This window comes from Flavobacterium lacus (genome assembly GCF_003268815.1).
Classification (GTDB): domain Bacteria; phylum Bacteroidota; class Bacteroidia; order Flavobacteriales; family Flavobacteriaceae; genus Flavobacterium; species Flavobacterium lacus.
Genome location: NZ_QLSV01000004.1, coordinates 220,072 through 241,459, shown reverse-complemented (window position 1 = coordinate 241,459; position 21,388 = coordinate 220,072). Strand labels below are relative to the sequence as shown.

The following is a 21,388-nucleotide window of genomic DNA, read 5'->3' as shown; positions in this document are numbered from 1 at the left end:
GTCGCTATGAGAGAGACTAAATCAGGTTATGAAATTTTTAGGCAGAAAACACACATCATTATTTATGGCACCAACACAGTAGCCGGGAGACTTTTTGACCTTATTCTTTTAGGTTTAATTCTACTGAGTGTTTTGCTGGTAATGCTTGAAACCGTGAAAGGTTTTGACATTAAATACCATAATCAATTAATTCTGTTGGAGTGGATTATTACTATATTTTTTAGTATAGAATACGTCCTCCGAATTATCTGTATTGATAAACCGAAACGGTATATTTTTAGTTTTTATGGAATCATTGATTTACTTGCAATCCTACCGATGTATCTGTCCTATTTTTTGGCAGGTTCAAATTTATTTGTCATAATCCGGGCTTTACGCCTATTGCGTTTATTCAAAATTCTAAACCATCCTCATTTTTCAGGTCAATCGCTCCAATTACGAAATTCGCTTATTGCAAGTCGTGGAAAAATTGTAGCGTTTATGTATTTTATTTTAATTAGTTGTATTCTTATTGGTTCTTTAATGTATGTGGTGGAAGGAAAAGAATCTGGATTTACTAGCATTCCCATTAGTATCTATTGGTGTATTGTGACGCTAACTACTGTTGGTTTTGGCGATATCACGCCTGTTACGCCACTGGGTCAATTTATCGCATCATTAGTTATGATTATGGGTTACGGAATCATTGCTGTTCCAACAGGAATTGTAACAGCTGAAATTGCAAAATCAGAATTTAAAAGAGGTCAAGATTCCAAACAGAAGCATTGCATGAACTGTGGTAAAGACAATCATGGTGACGATGCTAAATTTTGCTATAATTGTGGCGACGAATTAGATAAAAATTCATAAGTAAACTCCTTTGAAAAATTTAAATTTTCTAATCACCATTGTTGGTCCAACTGCTATTGGTAAAACAGCTCTGAGTATTGCTTTGGCGAAACATTTTAATTGCGAAATTATTTCGTGCGATAGTCGTCAATTTTACAAAGAAATGAAAATCGGAACGGCTGTTCCATCGGGGGATGAATTGAATGCTGCAACACATCATTTTATCCAAAACAAATCGATTTTTGAAAACTATTCGGTAGGTGATTTTGAACGTGAAGCTCTTTTAAAATTGGATGAATTATTTCAGAAAAACAACATCCAAATCATGGTCGGTGGTTCGGGATTATATGTAGATGCCGTTTTGAGAGGTTTTGATGATTTTCCGGATATTGCACCAGCAATTAGAGAGGAAATTAAAGCTGAATTTGAAATAAATGGTTTACATTATTTACAAAACAAATTAAAAGAATTAGATCCAATTTATTTTGAAAAAATAAGTGCTGAAAATCCGCAAACCCTACAAAATCCGCAACGGATGATGCGTTTTGTAGAAGTTTGTTTAGGAACCGAAAAACCTTATTCTTCCTTTTTAAATCAGAAAAAAAACAAACGAAATTTCACATCAATCATCATCGGTTTAGAGGCGGATAGAGAAATGATGTATGAACGAATTAATCGGAGAGTCGATTTGATGATACTAGAAGGTTTAGTAGAAGAAGCCAAAAATCTATATCCAAATAAAAAATTGAATGCTTTGCAAACCGTTGGTTACCGGGAATTATTTGATTATTTTGATGAGAAAACTACTTTAGAATTTGCTGTTGAAGAAATTAAAAAAAATACACGTCGTTTTGCTAAACGGCAATTGACTTGGTTTAAAAGAACCGAAAATGTGATAAGGTTTGATTTTGAAACAGATAAAAAAGATATTATTGCTTATATCGAAAAAAAAATAAAGCAACCAATTTAATTTTTACGCATCCTACAATTAAAACGCCATGAAAAAAACACTTTTACTTTTAGTTGCACTATTTTTTTTATCATGTGAAATTGAATATGATGGAGAAACAAAATTAGTTGTTAAAGGGAAAGTGCTCTTGGAAAATAACCTTCCACTTTCTAATCACGAAGTAAAACTTTTTGTTAGACGAGAATCGTCTAGTATTCCATTTATTTTTTATGTGCCTTCTGAAACCAATTTTGTGGGCAAAGCTACAACTAACGAAAACGGTGATTACACGATGGTTATACCAAAACCAAAATCGAATTATAATGAAATTATTATCGAAATAAATTCAAATTCTCCTTACCATAAAAGACAAATAAGAAACATCGATAGCGATGATTTTTCAAATTTTGAATTAAATATCGGAACTGAAAAACTCTTTCAACGTGAAAATTTGGCTAATCTTTATATCAATTTGAACCAAGTAAATGCGAATTTTCAATTTCTTAACATCAATTACATAGGCGATTATACCGATGAAATTAAATATTTCAAACCATTGTCAGATGAATACATTGATTATTTTGATAACCTTTCAAAATTAGTAAAGAAAAATCAAGAACTAGTAATTCAATGGGAAGTAAGAAATAACAGTACAAATATCGTATCTACTTTTGAAGAGTTACTCATTATTGACGAACAGGAATCAATTCAGTTTACCATAAATTATTAAGATGAAAAAATATATTTTCTTACTAATTCTATTTTCATCATTTACAGCTTGGTCACAAGATAAGGCCGATAAAAAAGTTCAATTAAAACCTGAGTTGAGTATAGCTTTTGTAAGTCATATTTATTTAGGAGATAATTATTTATCAAAAGGACATAAGCAACTAGCTATCGGTGCATTATTAAAATTGAATATATTGAGATATCAACAATTTTTACTCGCTTTTGAATATGAAAAAACTACTTTACAAGTGGATGATTTTGAAATCGGAGGTAACATCGATAAAACCAACATAAATACGTTTCGAGGGATTCTTTCTTATAGAATTTCGGAAAGTAATAAAATAGTATTTGATCCTCACTTGAAATTTGGTAGCGTGGACCTCAGACAAAAAAATGGTTCTAAATTTTATGGAAATCAACAAGGTAATACACTTGGTTTTGGCACAGATATTTTTTACAAATTAAACAAAACTTATATTTTATTTTCGAATATCGGTTACAATTATTATTTTTTTAGAGTAAATACAACCAATGAATTTGTAGATTATTTCAATCATGCGAGTTCACTAAATATTACTATTGGATTAAAAATTAATTAAAAAAAAATGAAAAAAATTATTCTTCTTTTTAGTTTCATCCCTTTTTTGTTTGCATTTCAATGTGAAGACGATGTGGCTTGTGGTAATTTTGTGGAATTTGAAAATCCAAATTTAATTACGATTGAAAATCCACAGGCAATCTATCAGTTAGGTGACACACTGTGGCTTGCTTCTAGTGTAAACCGGCTTCAAACAAATACTAATTCGAATACTGTTATAGATTTATTTCAATTGGACGAAAGTCTATCGTATTACATCGAATTAAAAAAAGCCTCTGCATTTAATGGATTTAATTATATTAATTTAAATGAAAATTCGATAGTAATTGATACCGGAGGAGCTTTTTATAATACATTTATTTTATTGAAAGAAGCTGACCACTTTGTAAGTAGAGCTGGAATAAAATTGTTAGAATCTGGTTCTTATACGGTGAATATATATAATGTAGCCTCGTATAATCCTGAACGTCAAGGCTGTAATTTCAAAGTTATTTCGATGCTTACAAATTTTGCTGGTTTGGAAAATAATTCGTTTACTTTTGAAGTAGAATAAATAGTTTAAAAATTTATATCAATGCCAGTATCATCCAATTTTACTTCTGAATTTTCGAAAGACTGGGAAATTAATTTTGTTCAGTGTTATCCGAATGGACAGCTTAAACATACCGAATTATGTAATCTTTTACAGCTTACAGCAGGGTTTCATGCTGAGTTGGGTGGATTAAGTTTTAGCGACATGCAAGAATTTCATCAAGCGTGGGTGTTGAGCAGAATGCGGGTTGAAGTCACCGATTTACCCAAATGGCGAGAAGTAGTAACGATGAGAACTTGGATTGTAGAAATGAAAGATTCACGTTCGGTTAGGGCATTGGAATTGTATGTTGGTGATAAAAAATTAGTGGGTGCTCTCACTTTTTGGGTGGTTTTGAATACGGAATTGCGAAAACCGCAAGCGTTAGCTTTACCGTTTAAACATTTTGAATTTTTTCCTGAAAAACTACCAACAAAACAATCGTTTGAAAAAATAAATTTCAATGTTGATTTTCGATTTATGAAAAGTAAATTGATTTTACTTTCTGATTTGGATATTGTGAATCATGCCAATAATGTAAAATATTTAGAATGGTGTTTGGATTGCATCAATCCGAAACTAATTTTGAAAAATAAAATTCAAGCGTTTGACATGAATTTTTTGAGGGAATTGCATTTGAATGACGAAGTTGAAATTAAGGCATCAAAAGAGGAACATCCTACATTATTGACAGTTACCAAAAATAGTAAAACCTGCTTTGCTTTGAAATTGGAATATAGCAGCTAACCCTACCCCAGATTGAAACGCAAAGCATTTTGGAAAAAAAATATAGAATTCTTAAAGCAAAAAAGCGACCAACGGAAGCTCTTTTTGGTTTGTAGAATTCTTTTTTTTGCCCAAAATCTTGTAGTGAAAAGCTGGAAAAAGGTTCAAAAATAAAAGCTCCCAAAATTGAGAGCTTTTATTTTATTGTGTTACTTTATTTTTGATGACTAATCGGAAACCTTCGCCATGAATGTTAAGGATTTCTACGTCTTCGTCTAATTTTAAGTATTTTCTTAATTTGGCGATATACACATCCATACTTCTGGATGTGAAATAGTTATCGTCTCTCCAAATTTTGGTTAACGCTAACTCACGCGGCATTAAGTCGTTTTCGTAAAGGGCTAACATTTTCAATAATTCGTTTTCCTTTGGCGACAATTTAATAGGCTCATCATTATTAAAGGTCAGAAAACGCAACTTGGAATTCAAATGAAATTTTCCAATTTGGAATTCAAATTTAAGGTTATCTGTTTTACTTTCAGACTGTTTGCGTTGCATGATGGCTTTTATTTTCATCAATAACACTTCTGAATCAAAAGGTTTATTTAGGTAATCATCCGCACCAACTTTATATCCTTTTAAGACATCTTCTTTCATTGACTTAGCGGTCAAGAAAATCAAAGGTACTTCTTTGTTTTTTTCACGAATTTCTTTCGCTAACGTATAGCCGTCTTTATAAGGCATCATTACATCCAAAATACACAAATCGTAGGTGTCTTTTTTGAATTTTTCAAATCCTTCCATTCCGTTTTTAGCTAAAACAACTTCGAAATCGTTTAGCATTAAGTAATCTTTCAATATAGCTCCAAAATTTGGGTCATCTTCTACTAAAAGAATTTTTTTGTTTTCTGCTTCCATAGGTTAATTTTAAATTTAGTGGTATTTAATTTATTAGTGGCAATTTAATGCTAAATGTACTTCCTTTTCCTTTTTCGCTTTCCACGGAAATTTGTCCGTTGTGTTCTTCTACAATTCTTTTAACATAGGCTAAGCCTAATCCGTGTCCCTTAACGTTATGAATGTCACCGGTGTGCTCACGATAAAATTTTTCAAAAATTCTTTTTTGGGCAACTTTACTCATCCCTGCTCCGTAATCTTTTATTTTTATAATTAGAAAATCTTTAATGTTTTCGGTGTAAACTTCAATAATTGGTTTTTCAGGCGAATATTTTACTGCATTATCTAATATGTTTACAAACACGTTGGTAAAATGAACATCGTTAAGCAAAACTGTTGTCCTATTTGCTTTAAAATGTTTAGTAATCGTTCCTTCTCTATCTTCAACTATTAAGCTTACGTGATCAATTGCATCATTAATAATATCGTTAATATCGAGCGGTTCTTTATTTATTTCAAGTTCTTTCTTTTCCAGTTTTGAAATACGCAAAACGTTTTCTACTTGTGCATGCATTCGCTTATTTTCGTCTCGAATCATTTGAAGGTAGCGATGTACTTTTTCTTTATCTTCAATAACTTTTGGATTTTTAATCGCGTCCAATGCCAAATTAATCGTAGCAATTGGCGTTTTGAATTCATGCGTCATGTTATTGATGAAATCTGTTTTTATTTCAGATATCTGACGTTGTTTGAATAATTGATTTAATGCATTGGAATAGGCGATTATGATAATTAACGTAAAAACCAACGAAAGCATTGCAATTCCTATTAAATCTGAAAAAATAAATTTCTTTTTTTCGGGAAAACTCACAAGTAGTTGATATTTACTCATTCCTTCGTTATCGGTAAATATAGGAATGCTGTACGTATCGATTTTGTTAAACTTGAAATTATCCGACCTAACTTTGGTGGCTAAACCATTGCTATAGATTCCAAATTCAAAAGGTGTATTTACACCGTATTCTTTGAGTTCTCTTTGCAAAAGTTCTTGTAATTTTTCTTTAGAAATTCTTCTTTGAATTGGATAAGTCAACGCAATATCATTAAAAGACATATCATAAAGCAATTTGTCTAAAATTTCCAAACTGCCTGATTTTTCCATCTTGTAGTCCGGTGTTGGTGAATTTTGCAAATTTGATTTATCGATGCCGTTATGATAAATTTCTGTTTTCCGTTTGGATGAAAAACTCTTAATTTTCAAACTGTCATTTTTTTTATCAAAGAACGAAGGGGATAGTGTAAAATCCTGGGAGTTTATACTATTGGAATAAATTATAGTTTCGTTAGTTTGTGAATTTCTTTCGTAATAACCAAACTCTAAAAAATCTGAAACAACTTTATCAGAACCTGTGCTGTCTTTAAATTGATTGATTTTCTCAACAAAAGCGAGTATTTCCTGCTGTTTTAATTTATCAGAAACATTACCTAGAACTTGTTTAACATGAAACTTAAACTGTTCTTGATTGTTTTCTAACGAAGAATTAAACCAATATACTTGTACAAAAATTATTCCAATGAGTGATAAACTCATCAAAAATACAAGTAGTCTAAACAAAACTTTATTCATCACGACAAATTTAAGATTTTAACATTTGCATTGTTAATAGATTAACCAAACATTAACATCATGTATGTTTTTTAAATTTTATTTAATACTTTAAGAATATCACTAACTTGAGTAGTAGTTTTCTCTAAATCAATGTTTTCAATGACAAAATCACTCAACAAAACCTTCTTTTCATCAGTCCATTGATTGTTAATTCGGTCTAAAACACTATTTTTATCAGATTTATCTCTTAAAATAACCCTTTCTATTCTTAACAATTGTGGAGCGACCACTGTTATAACTTTATCACATTGTTTATGACCTCCGGTTTCAAACAAAATAGCCGCTTCTTTAATTACGAATGGAACGGTGTTATGGTTTTTTAGCCAGTTTTTAAAATGTTTTTGCACAGCTGGGTGTATTATTTTATTGAGTTCTTCTAATTTTTCAGCCTTATTAAAAACAATACTAGCCAATTTAGCACGATCTATTTTTTGGTTTGTCAAAATTTCTTTTCCAAAGGCCTTTTCAACTTTTTTTATAATTACATCAGACTCCATTAATTTTTTTGCTTCCTCATCAGCAATATAAACAGGAATACCATGTGCCATAAACATTCTTGCAACGGTGGTTTTTCCGCTACCAATTCCGCCCGTTAAACCAATAATTTTAGTCATGCTTAATCGATTTAAAAAATAATTCAGGAAATTCTTCTTGAGGATTTTTACTCATCAATTGTATTAAAAAAAAAGATTTCAAAAATCCAAAACCATATCCGTAAAACTGAATAAAGCTGGCAACTACTGACAAAGACCCAATTTTAACACTTTTGTTACAGTAAGATGCTATGAAAAATAAGAGTAGATAATAAAATCCATACATGACTAACGGAAAATAAAACCCGAATAGTACAGCTACTGTAACTGCTGTAAAAAAACCAATCATAAATAAGGTGGGAAAGAAAAAAGTTGGCTTGCTGAATTCCGGATACCAACTGTTGAGAATTGGTCTGGCCTTTCCAAATTTTGAGACTTGATTGTGAAATTTTGTCCAATCTATTCTTCTTTTATGGTAAACATAAGCAGAAGGAATTAATCGCGTTTCAAAATTCATCTTCCACAATCGGATAGATAAATCGGGATCTTCACCGGGATGAATATTTCCGAATCCGTTTGAAGATTCAAAGGCTTTTTTAGAAATTCCCATGTTGAAGCTTCTGGGCTGAAACTTATCAATTTTTTCAGAACCACCGCGAATTCCACCAGTTGTTAAAAAGGAAGTCATACTGAAATTGATTGCTTTTTGAATATTTGAAAACGAATCCAAGGCCTTATCAGGACCTCCAAAACAATCTGTGAAATTCTCTTTTAAAGCCAAATCTACTTCGGAAAGATAATTTTTAGGGATAATGCAATCGGAATCAAAAATGATAAAATAATCGCCTTTTGCTTTTTTCATTCCATAATTCCGTGAATCTCCGGGACCTGAATTTGGTTTAAAAAAATAGCTAATGATTAATTTTTCGGCATATTTTTCGACAATATTTTTACAATCAATTGTTGAACCGTCTTCTACAATTACAATTTCAAAAGCAGTATTATAATCCTGAATAACGAGACTTTCGAGAAGTTCGTCAATTTCATCCGGACGATTATATACTGGAATAATGATTGAAAAATGCATATCAAAATTTTAACAAATATACAGCATAAAAAACAAAAGCCATGCGAGGTGCATGGCTTTTGAAAAATCTATGATTACTTTTTTATTGTTTAATCACTTTAATTGTTTTAGTTGCATTTTCTGTAGCAACTTTAACTAAATAAGTTCCATTTGAAAGTGAATTCATATCAATTTGACCTTCATTTGAATTTAATGTTTTAGTGATAACTTTTTGTCCCAACAAATTAAACACCTCAACTGAAGTTATATTTTGAATATAAGAAACGTTTAATACATCTTTAACCGGATTTGGATACGATGAAAAGTTCAAAGAATCAAAATCATTTGTTCCTAAAGAGGCATCATAAGCAGCAATTGCAAAATTTCCTGATGTCCCATTATATCCCCAAACTCTAATTATTAAAACTTCACCTGCTGTTCTTCCTGTTAATGGAATTAAAGAAAAATTAACATCTCCATCATCGTCATCACATTCAACCATTACTAATGATCCACAATCTCCTGAATATACTTCCATAACAGTGTCGGTTAGACCACCATTGCTTTTCGTTTCAATTGTAATATTACCAGAAGCTGGCACAGTTACGCTATACCAAACATCTTTTCCAACAGTATCAAAGTTGAATGCCCCACAAGAAGGAGTAGCTTGCGAACTCAGTGTTGCTCCAAAATTTGTTGTTTCTAAAGGATTTGAAGTAAAAACAGCTCCCGCCGTTAATGTTGTAGGAGTAGCACACTCGTCGTTATTAGGAACTGGTGGAGGAGTTACCGTTAAAACACCGCTTAGATAAGTTGTGCCATCCCAGAAGTTTCCTTCATCATTTGAATTAATACCCCCATATACAAATTGTCCATCGTTTAATCTAAATCTAGAAGCATAATAGTATGTTCCTGGTGTTAAATTATCTCCAATCGAAGCTTGATACTCGTCATTATTAGAAACCTGCCCTGCATTATGAGTTGCTAAAACCCAATTTGACCAAGTATTCGGATTTGTATTTGCTCCTACAGGGCTAATTCCAATCCACGCCTGAATACCAGCAGCTTGACCTGATAATCCTGGCTCAACATCGGTTAAACCTGCATGGTATATTTGAGCATAAACTATAGTTGACTCGCCTTGAGAAACTGTTGCTGATGATGGAAATTGAAGGTTAGCGTAATCTGGAGTTTCTTCTGATAGAATTCCACAAACAAAACTTCTGGTTCTATTAACATCTTCCCCTTCACATAACTCACTTAAATGAGAATAAAATCTAATAGCCCCAGTATAGTTAGATACCCATGTCAACGGAGTTGTACCAAATGCTGCTGCTGTTACACCTCCATCAGTGCTAATCGTAATTAAATCTGTTGTTCCGCTACTAAAAAAATAAGTAGTTCCAGAAACCACTTGAACAGAAGAATATTCACCAGCGTAACCAGCAGTTGTAACCGTATTCACTGTAACACCATCACAATTAGCTGTCGTGAATGTCGCCGTTGGCCATTGTCCAAAAGGTGCATTAAGGCAATAGCCAGGAATAGTCATTGTTGTAAAACTAAAAACAGAACATCCAACAGCATCACCCGCACTATTTTTAGCAACTACTTTCCAGTAATATGTTGTTTCAGGCAATAAGTCTGTAACAGTTCTTGTCAAAGCAGTTTGGTTACCCAATAAAGTTGTAGGATCTATGTTTGTATCTAAATACACATCATAGCTTGCAGCAGGTGCACCTGCTGCAGGTGCAGACCATGCTAAATTTAAAGATAAATATGGAGCATCAACAGCACCGTTTGCCGGAGTTGTTAGTGTAGCACAGTTTGGAGCTAATGCTGGAGGCGTGTCATTTACCACATCATCAAACAGCAACCTGAACTGATCGGCAGAAACTGCGTGAAATCCAATATAAATGGTTTGACCTAAATAGGGTGTCAAATCAATGGTGAATTGAGTCCAAACATTAGGTGCCTCAGCAACTGGCGTTACTGTCACAGTAAACGCATCGGCCGTTGGAGTTGTAGAAGATAATTTCACTTCATAACTTTCAACAAAAAGCGGGTCCTGATTTTTAACATAATACGTTAATCTATCATTTAGACCAGCAGTCACTGTAATAGCTGGTGTAACCAAATAATCATCATGAGCTGTTGCGTTAAAGTTAATTTGTGCTGCATTTGGTGCAGAAAATGCAGACCCAGGAGCCCCAACACCAAATATAAAACCATTTGCTCCACCGCCATTAATAACAGTCCATCCCGGTGGAGCTGTTGTAGCAGCATCAAAATTTTCTGAAAATTGTGCCGAAGCTACAAAACCAAAAAACAATAAAAAGAATAAAGTAATTTTTTTCATATTTTGTTTATTTAACATTTAAGTTATAAAAGTAAAAAAAAATCTCCTATTAACTTCTGTTAATAGGAGATATTTTTGCTTTTTAACAATTACTCTTTGGTAAAATATTCCATTACATCTTGGCTTACCCCCATATTTGAAAAACCTCCGTCATTGTATAAATTTTGTAAAGTAACTCGTTTTGTCAAATCTGAAAACATTGCTACGGTATAGTTTGCACAATCTAAAGCAGTAGCATTTCCTAGAGGCGACATTTTATCGGCATACGTTATAAACCCATCAAAACCCTTCACTCCTTGTCCTGCTGTGGTTGGCGTTGGTGATTGTGAAATAGTATTTACACGTACTTTTTTATCCTTTCCAAAGAAATAACCAAAGCTCCTGGCAATTGATTCTAAATACGCTTTATTATCCGCCATATCATTATAGTCAGGAAATACTCTTTGAGCAGCCATGTAAGTCAAAGCAACCACACTACCCCACTCATTCATGGCATCTTTTTGATAGAGGACCTGCATTACTTTATGAAAAGAAACAGCTGAGACATCCCAACCTTTGTGTGTAAAATCATAATTCTGATTCGTGTAATGATTTCCTTTTCTAACATTCACCGACATACCGATTGAATGTAAAACAAAATCTAATTTTCCACCAAGGATTTCTATTGCTTTTTCTACTAAATTTTCTAAATCAGCAATTGAAGTAGCATCTGCCGGAATAATTTGCGAACCGGTTTTTTCTGCTAATTGGCTAATTGTCCCCATTCGCATAGCAATTGGAGCGTTTGTCAACACAAAAGTTCCACCTTCTTCATGAACACGTTCTGCTGTTTTCCATGCAATAGAATTTTCGTCTAAAGCTCCAAAAATTATTCCTCTTTTTCCTTTTAATAAATTATACATAGTGGTCTTCTTTTAGTTTGTATGATATTTCAAATATAATTAAAATTTTAGTTCAATAAAGCTTTTGCGTGATTTAAAGCAGAATCTGAGACAGTTGAACCGGATAGCATTTGGGCAATTTCCACAACTCTATCTTCTCTGTTTAATAGCTTTATTTCTGAACTGGTTTGTGTACCGAAATCGGTTTTATAAACTTTATAATGCGATTTTCCTTTGGCCGCAATTTGTGGTAAATGTGTGATGGCAAAAATTTGCATTTTTGAACTCATTTCTTTCATAATATCGCCCATTTTATTTGCAATTTCACCTGAAACTCCCGTGTCAATTTCATCAAAAATGAGGGTTGGTAAATTGGAATAATTAGCTAAAATCGCTTTTACTGCTAACATTATTCTAGACATTTCTCCTCCAGAGGCCACTTTTTTCAACAGCCCAAAATCGGAACCTTTGTTAGTTGAAATTAAAAATTGTATCGTATCTTTTCCATTGGAATAAAATGATTCTGAAAGACTTACTTCTATATTAAATTGCACATTAGGCATGCCGAGTTGATTTAAAATAGAAACCAACATTTCGCTTAATTTTGGAATACTTTTTTCACGGTTGGTATGAATTTTTTGAGCAAAATGATTTAATTCTGCTTCGTTTTTATCTAATTGCTGTTGAATTTCAGCAATTTCGTTTTCTAACGATGTTACAGAAATTACTTTTCCTTCCAGCTCAGATTGAATCTGTAATAACTCTTCAACTGAATTTACTTGATGTTTCTTTTGTAAATTATAAATTGTTTGCAATTTTTGATTCACCAAAAGTAGTTGTTCAGGGTCGTTGATAACCGATTCCGAAAGAAGATTTAATTCGTTTACAACATCTTTTAATTCGATGGAAAGACTTTCAATACGTTCAAAAAGCTGAGCATAATCCGCAGAAAATGTGCTTATTCTTTGGATGGTACTTTTAAATTCTTTCAAATTAACCAACAAACCAAACTGCTCACTATCAGCTAATGCTAAACTTTTTTCAAGTTGTTCTTTAATTAATTCTACGTTGCTCAATTTTTCTAGTTGAGATTCTAACTCACTTTGTTCATTTTGAATTAATTTTGCTTCTGCTAATTCAGTGTATAAAAAAGAATTATAGTCCTGTTCTTTCAACGCACTGGCATAAAGTTGCTTTTTCTCGTCTAATTGAACCTTTAAATTTTTATACCTCTTTAATCTATTTGCATAATCGTCAAGAAGTGATAAATTAGACGAAACGGCGTCAATAATTTGAAATTGATACAACTCTTCCGTTAATTCTCTAGTTTGATGTTGCGAATGAATATCTAATAAAAACTCACCTAATTCCATCAACTCGTTTAAATTAACCGGACTATCGTTTATAAAAGCTCTTGATTTTCCGGATGGGAGAATTTCTCTTCTTATGATGGTTTGCTCTTCATAATCCAAGTCGTTTACTTCAAAAAAGGCTTTTAAATTATAATTTGAAATAGAAAAATGAGCTTCGATTACACACTTTTCTTCTTTATTTTTTAACGAAGATAAGTCGGCTCTTTTTCCTAAAACTAAACCCAATGCTCCCAGAAGTATGGATTTACCGGCGCCCGTTTCACCTGTGATTATAGAAAAACCATTCGAAAAATCAATGGATAATTTTTCGATCAAGGCGTAATTCTTTATAGATAATGATGTTAGCATTTCCGGATTATAAACTAAAATACTATGGCAATGTACTCAATTTATCAGAACTTTTTTTACTGAAGTTTTAGATAATATCGACAAAGTTATTAAAACTTTATCTTAGACCAATTTGATGCGTTTAAAGGTGAAACACGGTTTAAATTATCAACTAAATCGGTGATATCAACTTTTGGTCCTCCAGTAAATATTGATAGTATTTCGTCTGCTTTTGTATCAAAAAAAACTCGGGTCAAATAAGCATTTGGTCTAACAGAATTAATCTTAGAAAGAGCCAAAACAGCGTTTTTTACACCTTCTTTTCCTGCTGGCAAATCATCTGCCATAACATCTAATCCTAGTTTGTGGTAATCGTAAAAACCTAAACGAATTGGATCAAATGTATTGGATAACATATCATTAACTAAAAAAAATCTATTTTGTAGTCCATCCGATTGCGACCAACCTTTTCCTCCTGATTGTGAAACAGCTACAATATTTTGAGCGATTTCTAAATACTCATTTCCGCCTTGGTATTCAAATGAATCAGCATCCATTGCCAAAATCATATAGGCATAAAAAGCCACAACCGATACTAAATTGGAATCAAAGCTATTTGGATTGAAAAACAAATTTTCAAATTCAACATATCGAAATGTAAAGTCTTTGTCGTTTATATTTAAAATTGGTGTGCTGTAGGTTGAATTATATACCGGTCTTGCTGCTTGTACTTGAATGGTTGCCGTGAAAACATTGTTATTAAACTCCGATACATTGATAAACATAGAGCAATCGATTCGCTCGTTGTTTTTAAAATCGCGTGTGCTCCATTTGCTCTTATTTACAAACTCATTTAATGATGTTTCAAGCGTTTTAAAAATTTGTTGATTGGCAGAAGTAATTCGTTCAGAATTAACTTTTACGCTACAATTTAATTCTTGTGCTTGGGTCAAACTCAAGGTAATTAGAAAAACAAAAACGACTATTTTACGCATGATAGAATTGTATTATTTTATTCAAAATATCTTTTGCAACTTCTTCTTTTGATTTGAGTGGCATCGGTTCAATATGAAATGATTTATCGATAAATGTTACCTTGTTTGTTGCTTTTCCAAAACCGGCTCCTTCATCATTGAGCGAATTTAGGACAATCAAATTTAAGTTTTTTTTCTGAATTTTCAACTTTGCATGCTCAATTTCATTTTCTGTTTCCAATGCAAAACCAATTAAAAACTGTTCTTTTTTTATTTCTCCTAATGAGGCTAAAATATCCTTTGTCTTTTCCAATTCAATTGAAAAATCACTATCCGACTTTTTAATCTTATGATTGGCAACCACTTTTGGTTTGTAATCGGCTACAGCTGCTGCTGCAATAGCAACATCAACTTCATTAAAACACAAATGGCATTGCTGATACATCTCTTCTGCCGATTGCACGCGAATTAACTTAATTCTTGAATTATCTACATTCAAATGCGTTGGTCCGGAAATTAAAATTACTTCTGCACCCAATTGAACTGCTTCGTTAGCAAGATCAAAACCCATTTTCCCGGAAGAATGATTTCCTATAAAACGCACAGGGTCTATTGCTTCGTATGTTGGACCGGCAGTAATCAGTATTTTTTTTCCTTTGAGTGGTAATTTTTGTAAAATATCATTTTCTAAAAAGGAGATAATATTCTCAGGTTCAGCCATTCTACCTTCTCCTGAAAGGCCGCTGGCTAATTCACCGGATTCTGCCGGAATCATAATATTTCCAAACAAATGAAGTTTGTGAAAATTATCGATAGAAGTTGGGTGCTTATACATATCTAAATCCATTGCCGGAGCAAAATAGACTGGACATTTTGCAGATAAATAGGTTGCCATGAGCAAGTTATCGCAATTACCATTTGCCATTTTAGCAAGTGTATTCGCTGTTGCCGGAGCAATAATCATTAAATCTGCCCAAAGGCCTAATTCAACATGATTATTCCACAACGCATTTTCATCTTCATCATTATAAAATTCGGAAAAAACGGGATTCTTAGAAAGTGTAGATAATGTTAAAGGAGTAACAAAATCTTTAGAAGCAGGTGTCATAACAACTTGCACTTGAGCACCTGCTTTTATAAAAAGTCTAACCAATGAAGCAGTTTTATAGGCAGCAATTCCACCGGTAACGCCCAGTAGTATTTTTTTCCCGTTTAAAACTGACATGTGGTTCTTATTTAGTAGTATCTCTGTGGTAAATTTTTCCTTCTAACCACTCTTGCACAGCTAGAGCGTGTGGCTTAGGTAATTTTTCATAGAATTTTGACACTTCGATTTGCTCTTTGTTTTCAAAAATCTCTTCTAAACTATCGTTGTAGGTAGCAAACTCTTCCAATTTTTCAATCAATTCTTTTTTAATTTCAGAATTAATTTGATTTGCTCTTTTAGCGATAATCGTTATCGCTTCGTACACGTTTCCTGTAGTTTGCTCAATCGCTCTCTTATCATAAGTAATCGTGTTAACCGGAGCATTCGTCTTTTTTAAATCCATGACTAGTATTTATTTTGAATATTGTGGTAAAAGTTTATTAACGTTTTCTTTAATTTTATCTGCTTTTTCTCTGTATTTTGATTCAGGAAATTGCTTTAAAAATTTATCATAATTTTCTAATGTTTCATCTAGTCTAATTTTAACCTTTGATTCCACACTATTAACGGCATATTTATAACTTGCTTCTATTTTATAGTAAAAAGCATCTTCTCGATAGGGAGTTCCCGGGTAATCTGCAATAAAATTATCTAATGCTACAATTGGAGCTCTAAAGTCTCTAATGGCTTCTGATATTGTATGGTATTGCTTTGCAATTTCAAATGCTTTAAATTCCAGTTTTTCTCTCAACTCCTTTGCAATTTTATTTGCCTCTGGGAGATACTGTGAATCAGGGTATAAATCAATGAAAGCTTGCATTTTTTCAATCGATTTATCTGTATCAATCTGATCTAATGAGTATTTTGGCGATAATTGAGAATAACATAACGCTCCTAAAAAAGCTGCTTCTTCTACTTTTTCACTTTTAGGATAACCCGAAGCAAAACTTTCAAACTGATAACCTGCTGTATAAAACTGTTTTGTTTTGTATAAACTTTGTGCATACATATAAAACATTTTTTCAGCTTGAGGCTTTCCTCTGTATGATGCAGCTATCTGTTCAAACAATCGAATCGCTTTTTGGTATTTTCCAGCATTATATTTTTCTTCTGCGGCAGCGTACTTAACGGCAATATCTTCACTTTTCAATGCTTTTTGATAGGGAGTGCAAGAACTTAACACAACAGCAATAAGAAAAACAAAATATAATTTATTCATTAGGCGTATTTTATATGCAAATTTTCGTTAAATTAAATCACGAAAACCGAACTGCAAATTTAGTTAATAATTGCAGACTACAAAACATTTTTTTTATAGTCTTAAAAACGTGTAAAAAAACAAAAAGATGCGTTACAAATCGCATCTTTTATAGTTTGATTAACATAGTTATTATTTTGCCGGGGCCATTGGGCTCACAAAATTTTTCATTTCATTATCAAAAAGATACAAACCTCCCTTGTCATCGCCAATTAAATTGATTTTATCTAAGATATAACGAGCAGTTGCTTCTTCTTCAATTTGCTCTGCCACATACCATTGTAAGAAGTTGTGTGTTGCAAAATCTCTTTCGTCTAATGTTATGCCTACCAAATTATTAATACTTTCTGAAACTTTAATTTCATGTTGTAATAATTGTTTAAAAAGAGCTTTATAATTTGACAAATCAAGGTTTGGTTCTAAAGTTGCTCCAACGTTGGCTTCTCCACCACGTTGGTTTACATATTTTATTAATTTGAGCATATGCATTCTTTCTTCGTCTGATTGACTATACATGAAGGTTGAAATTCCTTCAAAACCTTGCACTTCTGCCCATGAAGCCATGGCTAAATATACTTGAGAAGAATCACCTTCCATTTTAATCTGACTATTTAATGCTGCTAATACGTTTGCTGATAACATAATTTTCTAGTTTTTCTTAATTTAATTAATTTACTGCTAATTTACAATTTTTTTGACAATTTGCTGAATTCTGTTTGCTAAGTCTTCGTTAACATTAACCAAAGGAAGTCTTAATGTGTTTTCACACAACCCTAAAATTTTAAAGACTTCTTTAATTCCGGCTGGATTTCCTTGCTCAAAAATCATATCAATTGCATCAGCTACTTGATAATGAATTTGATAGGCTTCATCCACTTTTCTTTCTAATCCTAATCGCACCATGGTTGAAAATTGTTTTGGGAAACCTTCACCAATAACCGAAATCACTCCTGCTCCACCAGCTAAAACCATTGGCAAAGTGACCATATCGTCACCTGAAATTACTAAAAATTCGTTCGGTTTTTGCTGAATTAATTTCATAGCCTGAACAATATCTCCCGCTGCTTCTTTGATGGCAACAATATTTTTAAAGTCATTTGCCAAACGTAAAACCGTTGATGGAAGCATGTTGCTGGCCGTTCTACCCGGAACATTATATAAAATGATTGGAACTGGAGAAGCTTCTGCAATAGCTTTAAAATGTTGATATATTCCTTCTTGTGTGGGTTTATTGTAATAAGGTGAAACTGAAAGAACAGCTGTAAAATCAGACAAATCTCTTGTTTGAAGTTCTTCAACTACTTGCTGCGTGTTGTTTCCACCAACGCCTAAAACAAGTGGTAATTTTTTATTATTCGCTTGGATAACCGTGTTGATTACCAATTCCTTTTCTTCTTGCGTTAATGTAGCGGTTTCTGCTGTTGTTCCCAAAACCACTAAATAATCAATTCCATTATCAATTTGATAATGAACGATTTTTGATAAAGCCTCCGTGTCTACAGATAAATCTTTTTTGAACGGTGTAATTAAAGCAACGCCGGTTCCAATAAGTGATTGCATAGTTATAGTTTGTTTAGTATTCTTAGGTATTTGAATAATTCTTCCACAAAAACAGTGTGCTTTTCAACTTGTGTATCAATCATAAAATGATTTAATCGCTTGTCTGAAGAAGCAAATCCAACTTTAAAATCGGCCATTGATTTATGTGTCACAATTTGCAATGGTGTTTTCTTTTCATCGTAATAACTGATTAATAAATCAAACTGATTCGACTTGAAATCTTTTGCCTGTTTATTTTCAATGGTCCCCAACCAAGTTACGTCTTTTTTGCTGTAATGCGGATAACCTATTTTTTCTTTTTTTTTGTACTTTGTTTTATAGGCCAATACCGAAATATTTTCGGGTTTGAATCCTTTTTCAACCAAAAGTTGAAGTAAAGCTTCTTTTTTATCAAAAACAGTTTCATCAACCAAGACACCAACAGTTTGAATTGGCTTGTTTGAAACAGGAGAATTTATATGAAGTGAACTTTTTTTTAATACTCTTTTAGCAGAAAAAGTTCTAAAATATTTTAAAAACATTGTACCTTTACTTGGTTTACAAAATTATAGAATTAAAGTTGTTTTTTGATGCTAAAACTAAAAAACTATCCTATTACAATAACACATTTTGTGTTATTTATAACATTTTTATTACTGCTTTCCGGATGTAAATCCAATTATGATGTTGTTAAAATTGAAGGAAAACAAATTCCTATTTCTGATACATCTTCCGAAAACCCTGAAATTGAAAACTTTATCAAACCTTATCGCGATTATATCAATAAAGACTTAGACAGTATTTTGGCTTTTTGTCCGGAAACGTTGGATAAAAGCAAAGGCGAATGGCAAACGAATATTGGTAATTTTATGGCTGATGTTTGCTTGAGCGAAAGCAACAAAATTTTCAATAAACGATATGGTAAAACCATCGATATTTGTTTGTTGAATCACGGCGGAATTCGTTCAATCATTCCAAAAGGGAATGTAACAACACGAACTGCTTTTGAAATAATGCCGTTTGAAAACAACATGGTTGTGGCGGCTTTAAAAGGAAGTCAGGTTCTAGAAATGATTACGTATTTAATTATTGAAAAAAAACCGCACCCTTTGAGCGGAATTCAAATTTTATTGAATAATAATAATTCGTTTAAATCGGCAACAATTAATGGTGAGGCTTTAGATCTAGATAAAAATTATTATGTTGCCACCTCCGATTATTTGGTTAATGGTGGCGATAATATGAATTTCTTTCAAAAAAATACGCGCCTTTTTGATTTAGATTATAAAATCAGAAACTTGCTTATTGATTATTTTAAAGCGGTTGATGTGGTGGAAGCTTCGCCAACTCAACGAATTATTGTTGATCAAAACTAAGGGTATGAAAAGAAGAGATTTTATAAAAAACACAGTCGCTGGCTCAACGTTAGTTGGTTTAGGAGGATTGCCGTTAACTGGTTTTAGTCAGCCAAAAACAAAACAGTTAACTATTTTGCACACGAACGACGTGCACAGTCATATTGACCCATTTCCGGCGGATCATCCTAAAAACCCGAATATGGGCGGAATTGTGAAACGCGCTGTTCTCATTGAAAAAATTAGACAAGAAAATCCGAATGTTTTGCTGTTGGATGCCGGTGATAGCTTTCAAGGAACGCCTTATTTTAATTATTACGGCGGCGAATTAGAATTCAAATTGATGTCGAAACTGGGTTATGATGCCACCACAATTGGCAACCATGAATTTGATAATGGCATTGACGGTTTGGCCGCTCAAATGCAGCATGCACAATTTGAAGTACTTTCGGCAAATTATGATTTTAAAAATACTGTGATGCTACCATTTGTAAAACCATACAAAGTATTTCACAAAAATGGCATTAAAGTTGGTGTTTTCGGATTGGGAGTTGAACTAGCCGGTTTGGTTGATAAAAAAATGTATAAAGAAACAATTTATAACGATCCGGTAGAAATTGCGGCAGATAGTGTAAAAAAATTAAAATTAGAAGAGAAATGCGACCTAATTATCTGTCTTTCGCATTTGGGATATGCTTATAAAAATGATCCGGATAAAATTAGCGATGCAAAATTAGCTACGCTAACAAAAGATATCGATTTGATTATTGGTGGTCATACACACACATTTTTGGACAAACCTACAATTCTTAAAAACTCAGAAAATAAGGATGTTTTGGTGAATCAGGTTGGATGTTATGGTATTAATTTAGGACGGATAGATTTTTATTTTGATACCGATTCTTCAGTTGTTTCGAAAGGTAAAGCGATTATTGTTTGATATTCGCAAAGCAATAAATACCGCATAAAAAGATAGTGTCCTCCAAAAAAGCTAATGGTTCTAATTGGTTTAAACACTTGAACGGATAAGTAATATTTTTCGATCATAAAAACAAAAATCAGTAAGATGAATAATAAAGTACTTATCAATAGCCAAATGTTCTTCATGTTATCTTCTTCTAAAACAAAATTCGAAACCGCTAATCCTCCAAGAAAAGAAATGATCAGAGCGTTAATAATAGATGGAACATAATTTAATCCTAAGGATGAATAGGTTAAAAATATCAAATAGAACAAAATGGATAAAAACGGCAGAAACCCAAGTATTACAGGAATAAAACTAATTTTATTTGTGTTTTTAATGACGATTTGAGTGATTAACACTATAAATATTAAAAAGAAAAGAGTTGCTGCTAAAACACCTATGTCTGATTTTAAAAATAAAAATAAAATAGAAAGCAATGAAAACAATAGTGAAATTAAATAACGTTTATTTTTTCTGAATGAACTTAAAAAATAAATAAAAAAAACTAGTAAAATAGCCATTACTCTGGCATAAAGAATAACACTTTCCATGTCAAAATAAACACCATAGGCCAAAACACCTACAACTAAAAAAAATAAGCCCGTTAAAGATGAAATTAGTTTGCTAGCTGTTTTCAAAAAAATT

23 protein-coding genes are annotated in these 21,388 nt (G+C 32.4%); 8 read left to right on the top strand and 15 right to left on the bottom strand.

The genetic code is table 11. From position 1 onward, the window contains the following. The first annotated feature begins 6 nt into the window (after positions 1–6). From B0I10_RS05665 to B0I10_RS05640, 6 genes are read left to right on the top strand one after another with little or no spacing between them, the layout of a single operon-like run. Positions 7–849: an ion transporter gene (locus B0I10_RS05665; protein WP_112085522.1), complete on the top strand. Its 843-nt coding sequence runs from the start codon at positions 7–9 to the stop codon at positions 847–849. 10 nt (positions 850–859) lie between these two features. After that, positions 860–1,798 carry a tRNA (adenosine(37)-N6)-dimethylallyltransferase MiaA gene (gene miaA / locus B0I10_RS05660; protein ID WP_112085521.1) on the top strand — a complete coding sequence of 313 codons (939 nt, stop codon included), beginning with the start codon at positions 860–862 and terminating at the stop codon, positions 1,796–1,798. 28 nt (positions 1,799–1,826) lie between these two features. Next, positions 1,827–2,507, top strand: coding sequence for a hypothetical protein (locus B0I10_RS05655; protein WP_112085520.1), 681 nt, complete (start codon positions 1,827–1,829; stop codon positions 2,505–2,507). Between the two features lies 1 nt (position 2,508). Next, entirely contained in the window at positions 2,509–3,105 is a 597-nt protein-coding gene (locus B0I10_RS05650; protein ID WP_112085519.1) for a hypothetical protein, read from the top strand. 6 nt (positions 3,106–3,111) lie between these two features. Further along, on the top strand, positions 3,112–3,657 hold the full coding sequence (locus tag B0I10_RS05645; protein ID WP_112085518.1) for a hypothetical protein: 546 nt from the start codon (positions 3,112–3,114) through the stop codon (positions 3,655–3,657). Positions 3,658–3,678: 21 nt separating this feature from the next. Continuing rightward, a complete protein-coding gene (locus B0I10_RS05640) occupies positions 3,679–4,422 on the top strand; it encodes an acyl-[acyl-carrier-protein] thioesterase (RefSeq protein ID WP_112085517.1) in 744 nt (247 codons plus the stop codon). A 180-nt stretch (positions 4,423–4,602) separates the two neighbouring features. On the opposite strand, the gene B0I10_RS05635 is transcribed toward B0I10_RS05640, so the two are convergent. The 14 genes from B0I10_RS05635 to B0I10_RS05570 form a co-directional block, all read right to left on the bottom strand. Next, positions 4,603–5,319: a response regulator transcription factor gene (locus B0I10_RS05635; RefSeq protein ID WP_112085516.1), complete on the bottom strand. Its 717-nt coding sequence runs from the start codon at positions 5,317–5,319 to the stop codon at positions 4,603–4,605. A gap of 25 nt (positions 5,320–5,344) precedes the next feature. Continuing rightward, positions 5,345–6,925 (bottom strand): sensor histidine kinase, encoded by a 1,581-nt coding sequence (locus tag B0I10_RS05630; RefSeq protein WP_112085515.1) that lies wholly within the window; start codon positions 6,923–6,925, stop codon positions 5,345–5,347. 71 nt (positions 6,926–6,996) lie between these two features. Next, positions 6,997–7,581 carry a dephospho-CoA kinase gene (gene coaE, locus B0I10_RS05625; protein WP_112085514.1) on the bottom strand — a complete coding sequence of 195 codons (585 nt, stop codon included), beginning with the start codon at positions 7,579–7,581 and terminating at the stop codon, positions 6,997–6,999. After that, positions 7,574–8,587, bottom strand: a complete 1,014-nt coding sequence (locus B0I10_RS05620; protein ID WP_112085513.1) for a glycosyltransferase — start codon at positions 8,585–8,587, stop codon at positions 7,574–7,576. Before B0I10_RS05620 ends, coaE begins: the two co-directional genes overlap by 8 nt. A gap of 82 nt (positions 8,588–8,669) precedes the next feature. After that, positions 8,670–10,925 (bottom strand): T9SS-dependent choice-of-anchor J family protein, encoded by a 2,256-nt coding sequence (locus B0I10_RS05615; RefSeq protein WP_181456900.1) that lies wholly within the window; start codon positions 10,923–10,925, stop codon positions 8,670–8,672. A gap of 89 nt (positions 10,926–11,014) precedes the next feature. Beyond that, positions 11,015–11,827: an enoyl-ACP reductase FabI gene (locus tag B0I10_RS05610; protein WP_112085511.1), complete on the bottom strand. Its 813-nt coding sequence runs from the start codon at positions 11,825–11,827 to the stop codon at positions 11,015–11,017. Between the two features lie 47 nt (positions 11,828–11,874). Next, positions 11,875–13,527 carry a DNA repair protein RecN gene (recN, locus tag B0I10_RS05605; RefSeq protein WP_112085510.1) on the bottom strand — a complete coding sequence of 551 codons (1,653 nt, stop codon included), beginning with the start codon at positions 13,525–13,527 and terminating at the stop codon, positions 11,875–11,877. Positions 13,528–13,616: 89 nt separating this feature from the next. After that, the gene (porD, locus tag B0I10_RS05600; RefSeq protein ID WP_112085509.1) at positions 13,617–14,501 is read right to left on the bottom strand and encodes a type IX secretion system protein PorD; all 885 of its coding nucleotides are present in this window, start codon (positions 14,499–14,501) and stop codon (positions 13,617–13,619) included. Beyond that, positions 14,494–15,705 (bottom strand): bifunctional phosphopantothenoylcysteine decarboxylase/phosphopantothenate--cysteine ligase CoaBC, encoded by a 1,212-nt coding sequence (coaBC, locus tag B0I10_RS05595; RefSeq protein ID WP_112085508.1) that lies wholly within the window; start codon positions 15,703–15,705, stop codon positions 14,494–14,496. Before coaBC ends, porD begins: the two co-directional genes overlap by 8 nt. Positions 15,706–15,712: 7 nt before the next feature. Continuing rightward, positions 15,713–16,030 carry a DNA-directed RNA polymerase subunit omega gene (locus B0I10_RS05590; protein ID WP_112085507.1) on the bottom strand — a complete coding sequence of 106 codons (318 nt, stop codon included), beginning with the start codon at positions 16,028–16,030 and terminating at the stop codon, positions 15,713–15,715. Between the two features lie 9 nt (positions 16,031–16,039). After that, a complete protein-coding gene (locus B0I10_RS05585) occupies positions 16,040–16,846 on the bottom strand; it encodes an outer membrane protein assembly factor BamD (protein WP_112085506.1) in 807 nt (268 codons plus the stop codon). A gap of 171 nt (positions 16,847–17,017) precedes the next feature. Then, positions 17,018–17,527, bottom strand: a complete 510-nt coding sequence (locus B0I10_RS05580) for a ferritin (RefSeq protein ID WP_112085505.1) — start codon at positions 17,525–17,527, stop codon at positions 17,018–17,020. Positions 17,528–17,563: 36 nt separating this feature from the next. Continuing rightward, positions 17,564–18,445, bottom strand: a complete 882-nt coding sequence (dapA, locus tag B0I10_RS05575; RefSeq protein WP_112085504.1) for a 4-hydroxy-tetrahydrodipicolinate synthase — start codon at positions 18,443–18,445, stop codon at positions 17,564–17,566. Between the two features lie 2 nt (positions 18,446–18,447). Continuing rightward, complete coding sequence (locus B0I10_RS05570) at positions 18,448–18,966, bottom strand: DUF6913 domain-containing protein (protein WP_112085503.1); 519 nt, start codon at positions 18,964–18,966, stop codon at positions 18,448–18,450. A 48-nt stretch (positions 18,967–19,014) separates the two neighbouring features. Here B0I10_RS05570 and B0I10_RS05565 point away from each other — a divergent pair, with 48 nt between their 5' ends. Together B0I10_RS05565 and B0I10_RS05560 are read left to right on the top strand one after the other, a co-directional pair. Beyond that, positions 19,015–19,800 (top strand): 5'-nucleotidase C-terminal domain-containing protein, encoded by a 786-nt coding sequence (locus B0I10_RS05565; protein WP_112085502.1) that lies wholly within the window; start codon positions 19,015–19,017, stop codon positions 19,798–19,800. Positions 19,801–19,804: 4 nt separating this feature from the next. Beyond that, complete coding sequence (locus B0I10_RS05560) at positions 19,805–20,719, top strand: bifunctional metallophosphatase/5'-nucleotidase (protein ID WP_112085580.1); 915 nt, start codon at positions 19,805–19,807, stop codon at positions 20,717–20,719. Here B0I10_RS05560 and B0I10_RS05555 read toward each other — a convergent pair. Beyond that, the gene (locus tag B0I10_RS05555; RefSeq protein WP_112085501.1) at positions 20,665–21,381 is read right to left on the bottom strand and encodes a hypothetical protein; all 717 of its coding nucleotides are present in this window, start codon (positions 21,379–21,381) and stop codon (positions 20,665–20,667) included. The two genes, B0I10_RS05560 and B0I10_RS05555, sit on opposite strands and share 55 nt — an antisense overlap. Between the last annotated feature and the right edge of the window lie 7 nt (positions 21,382–21,388).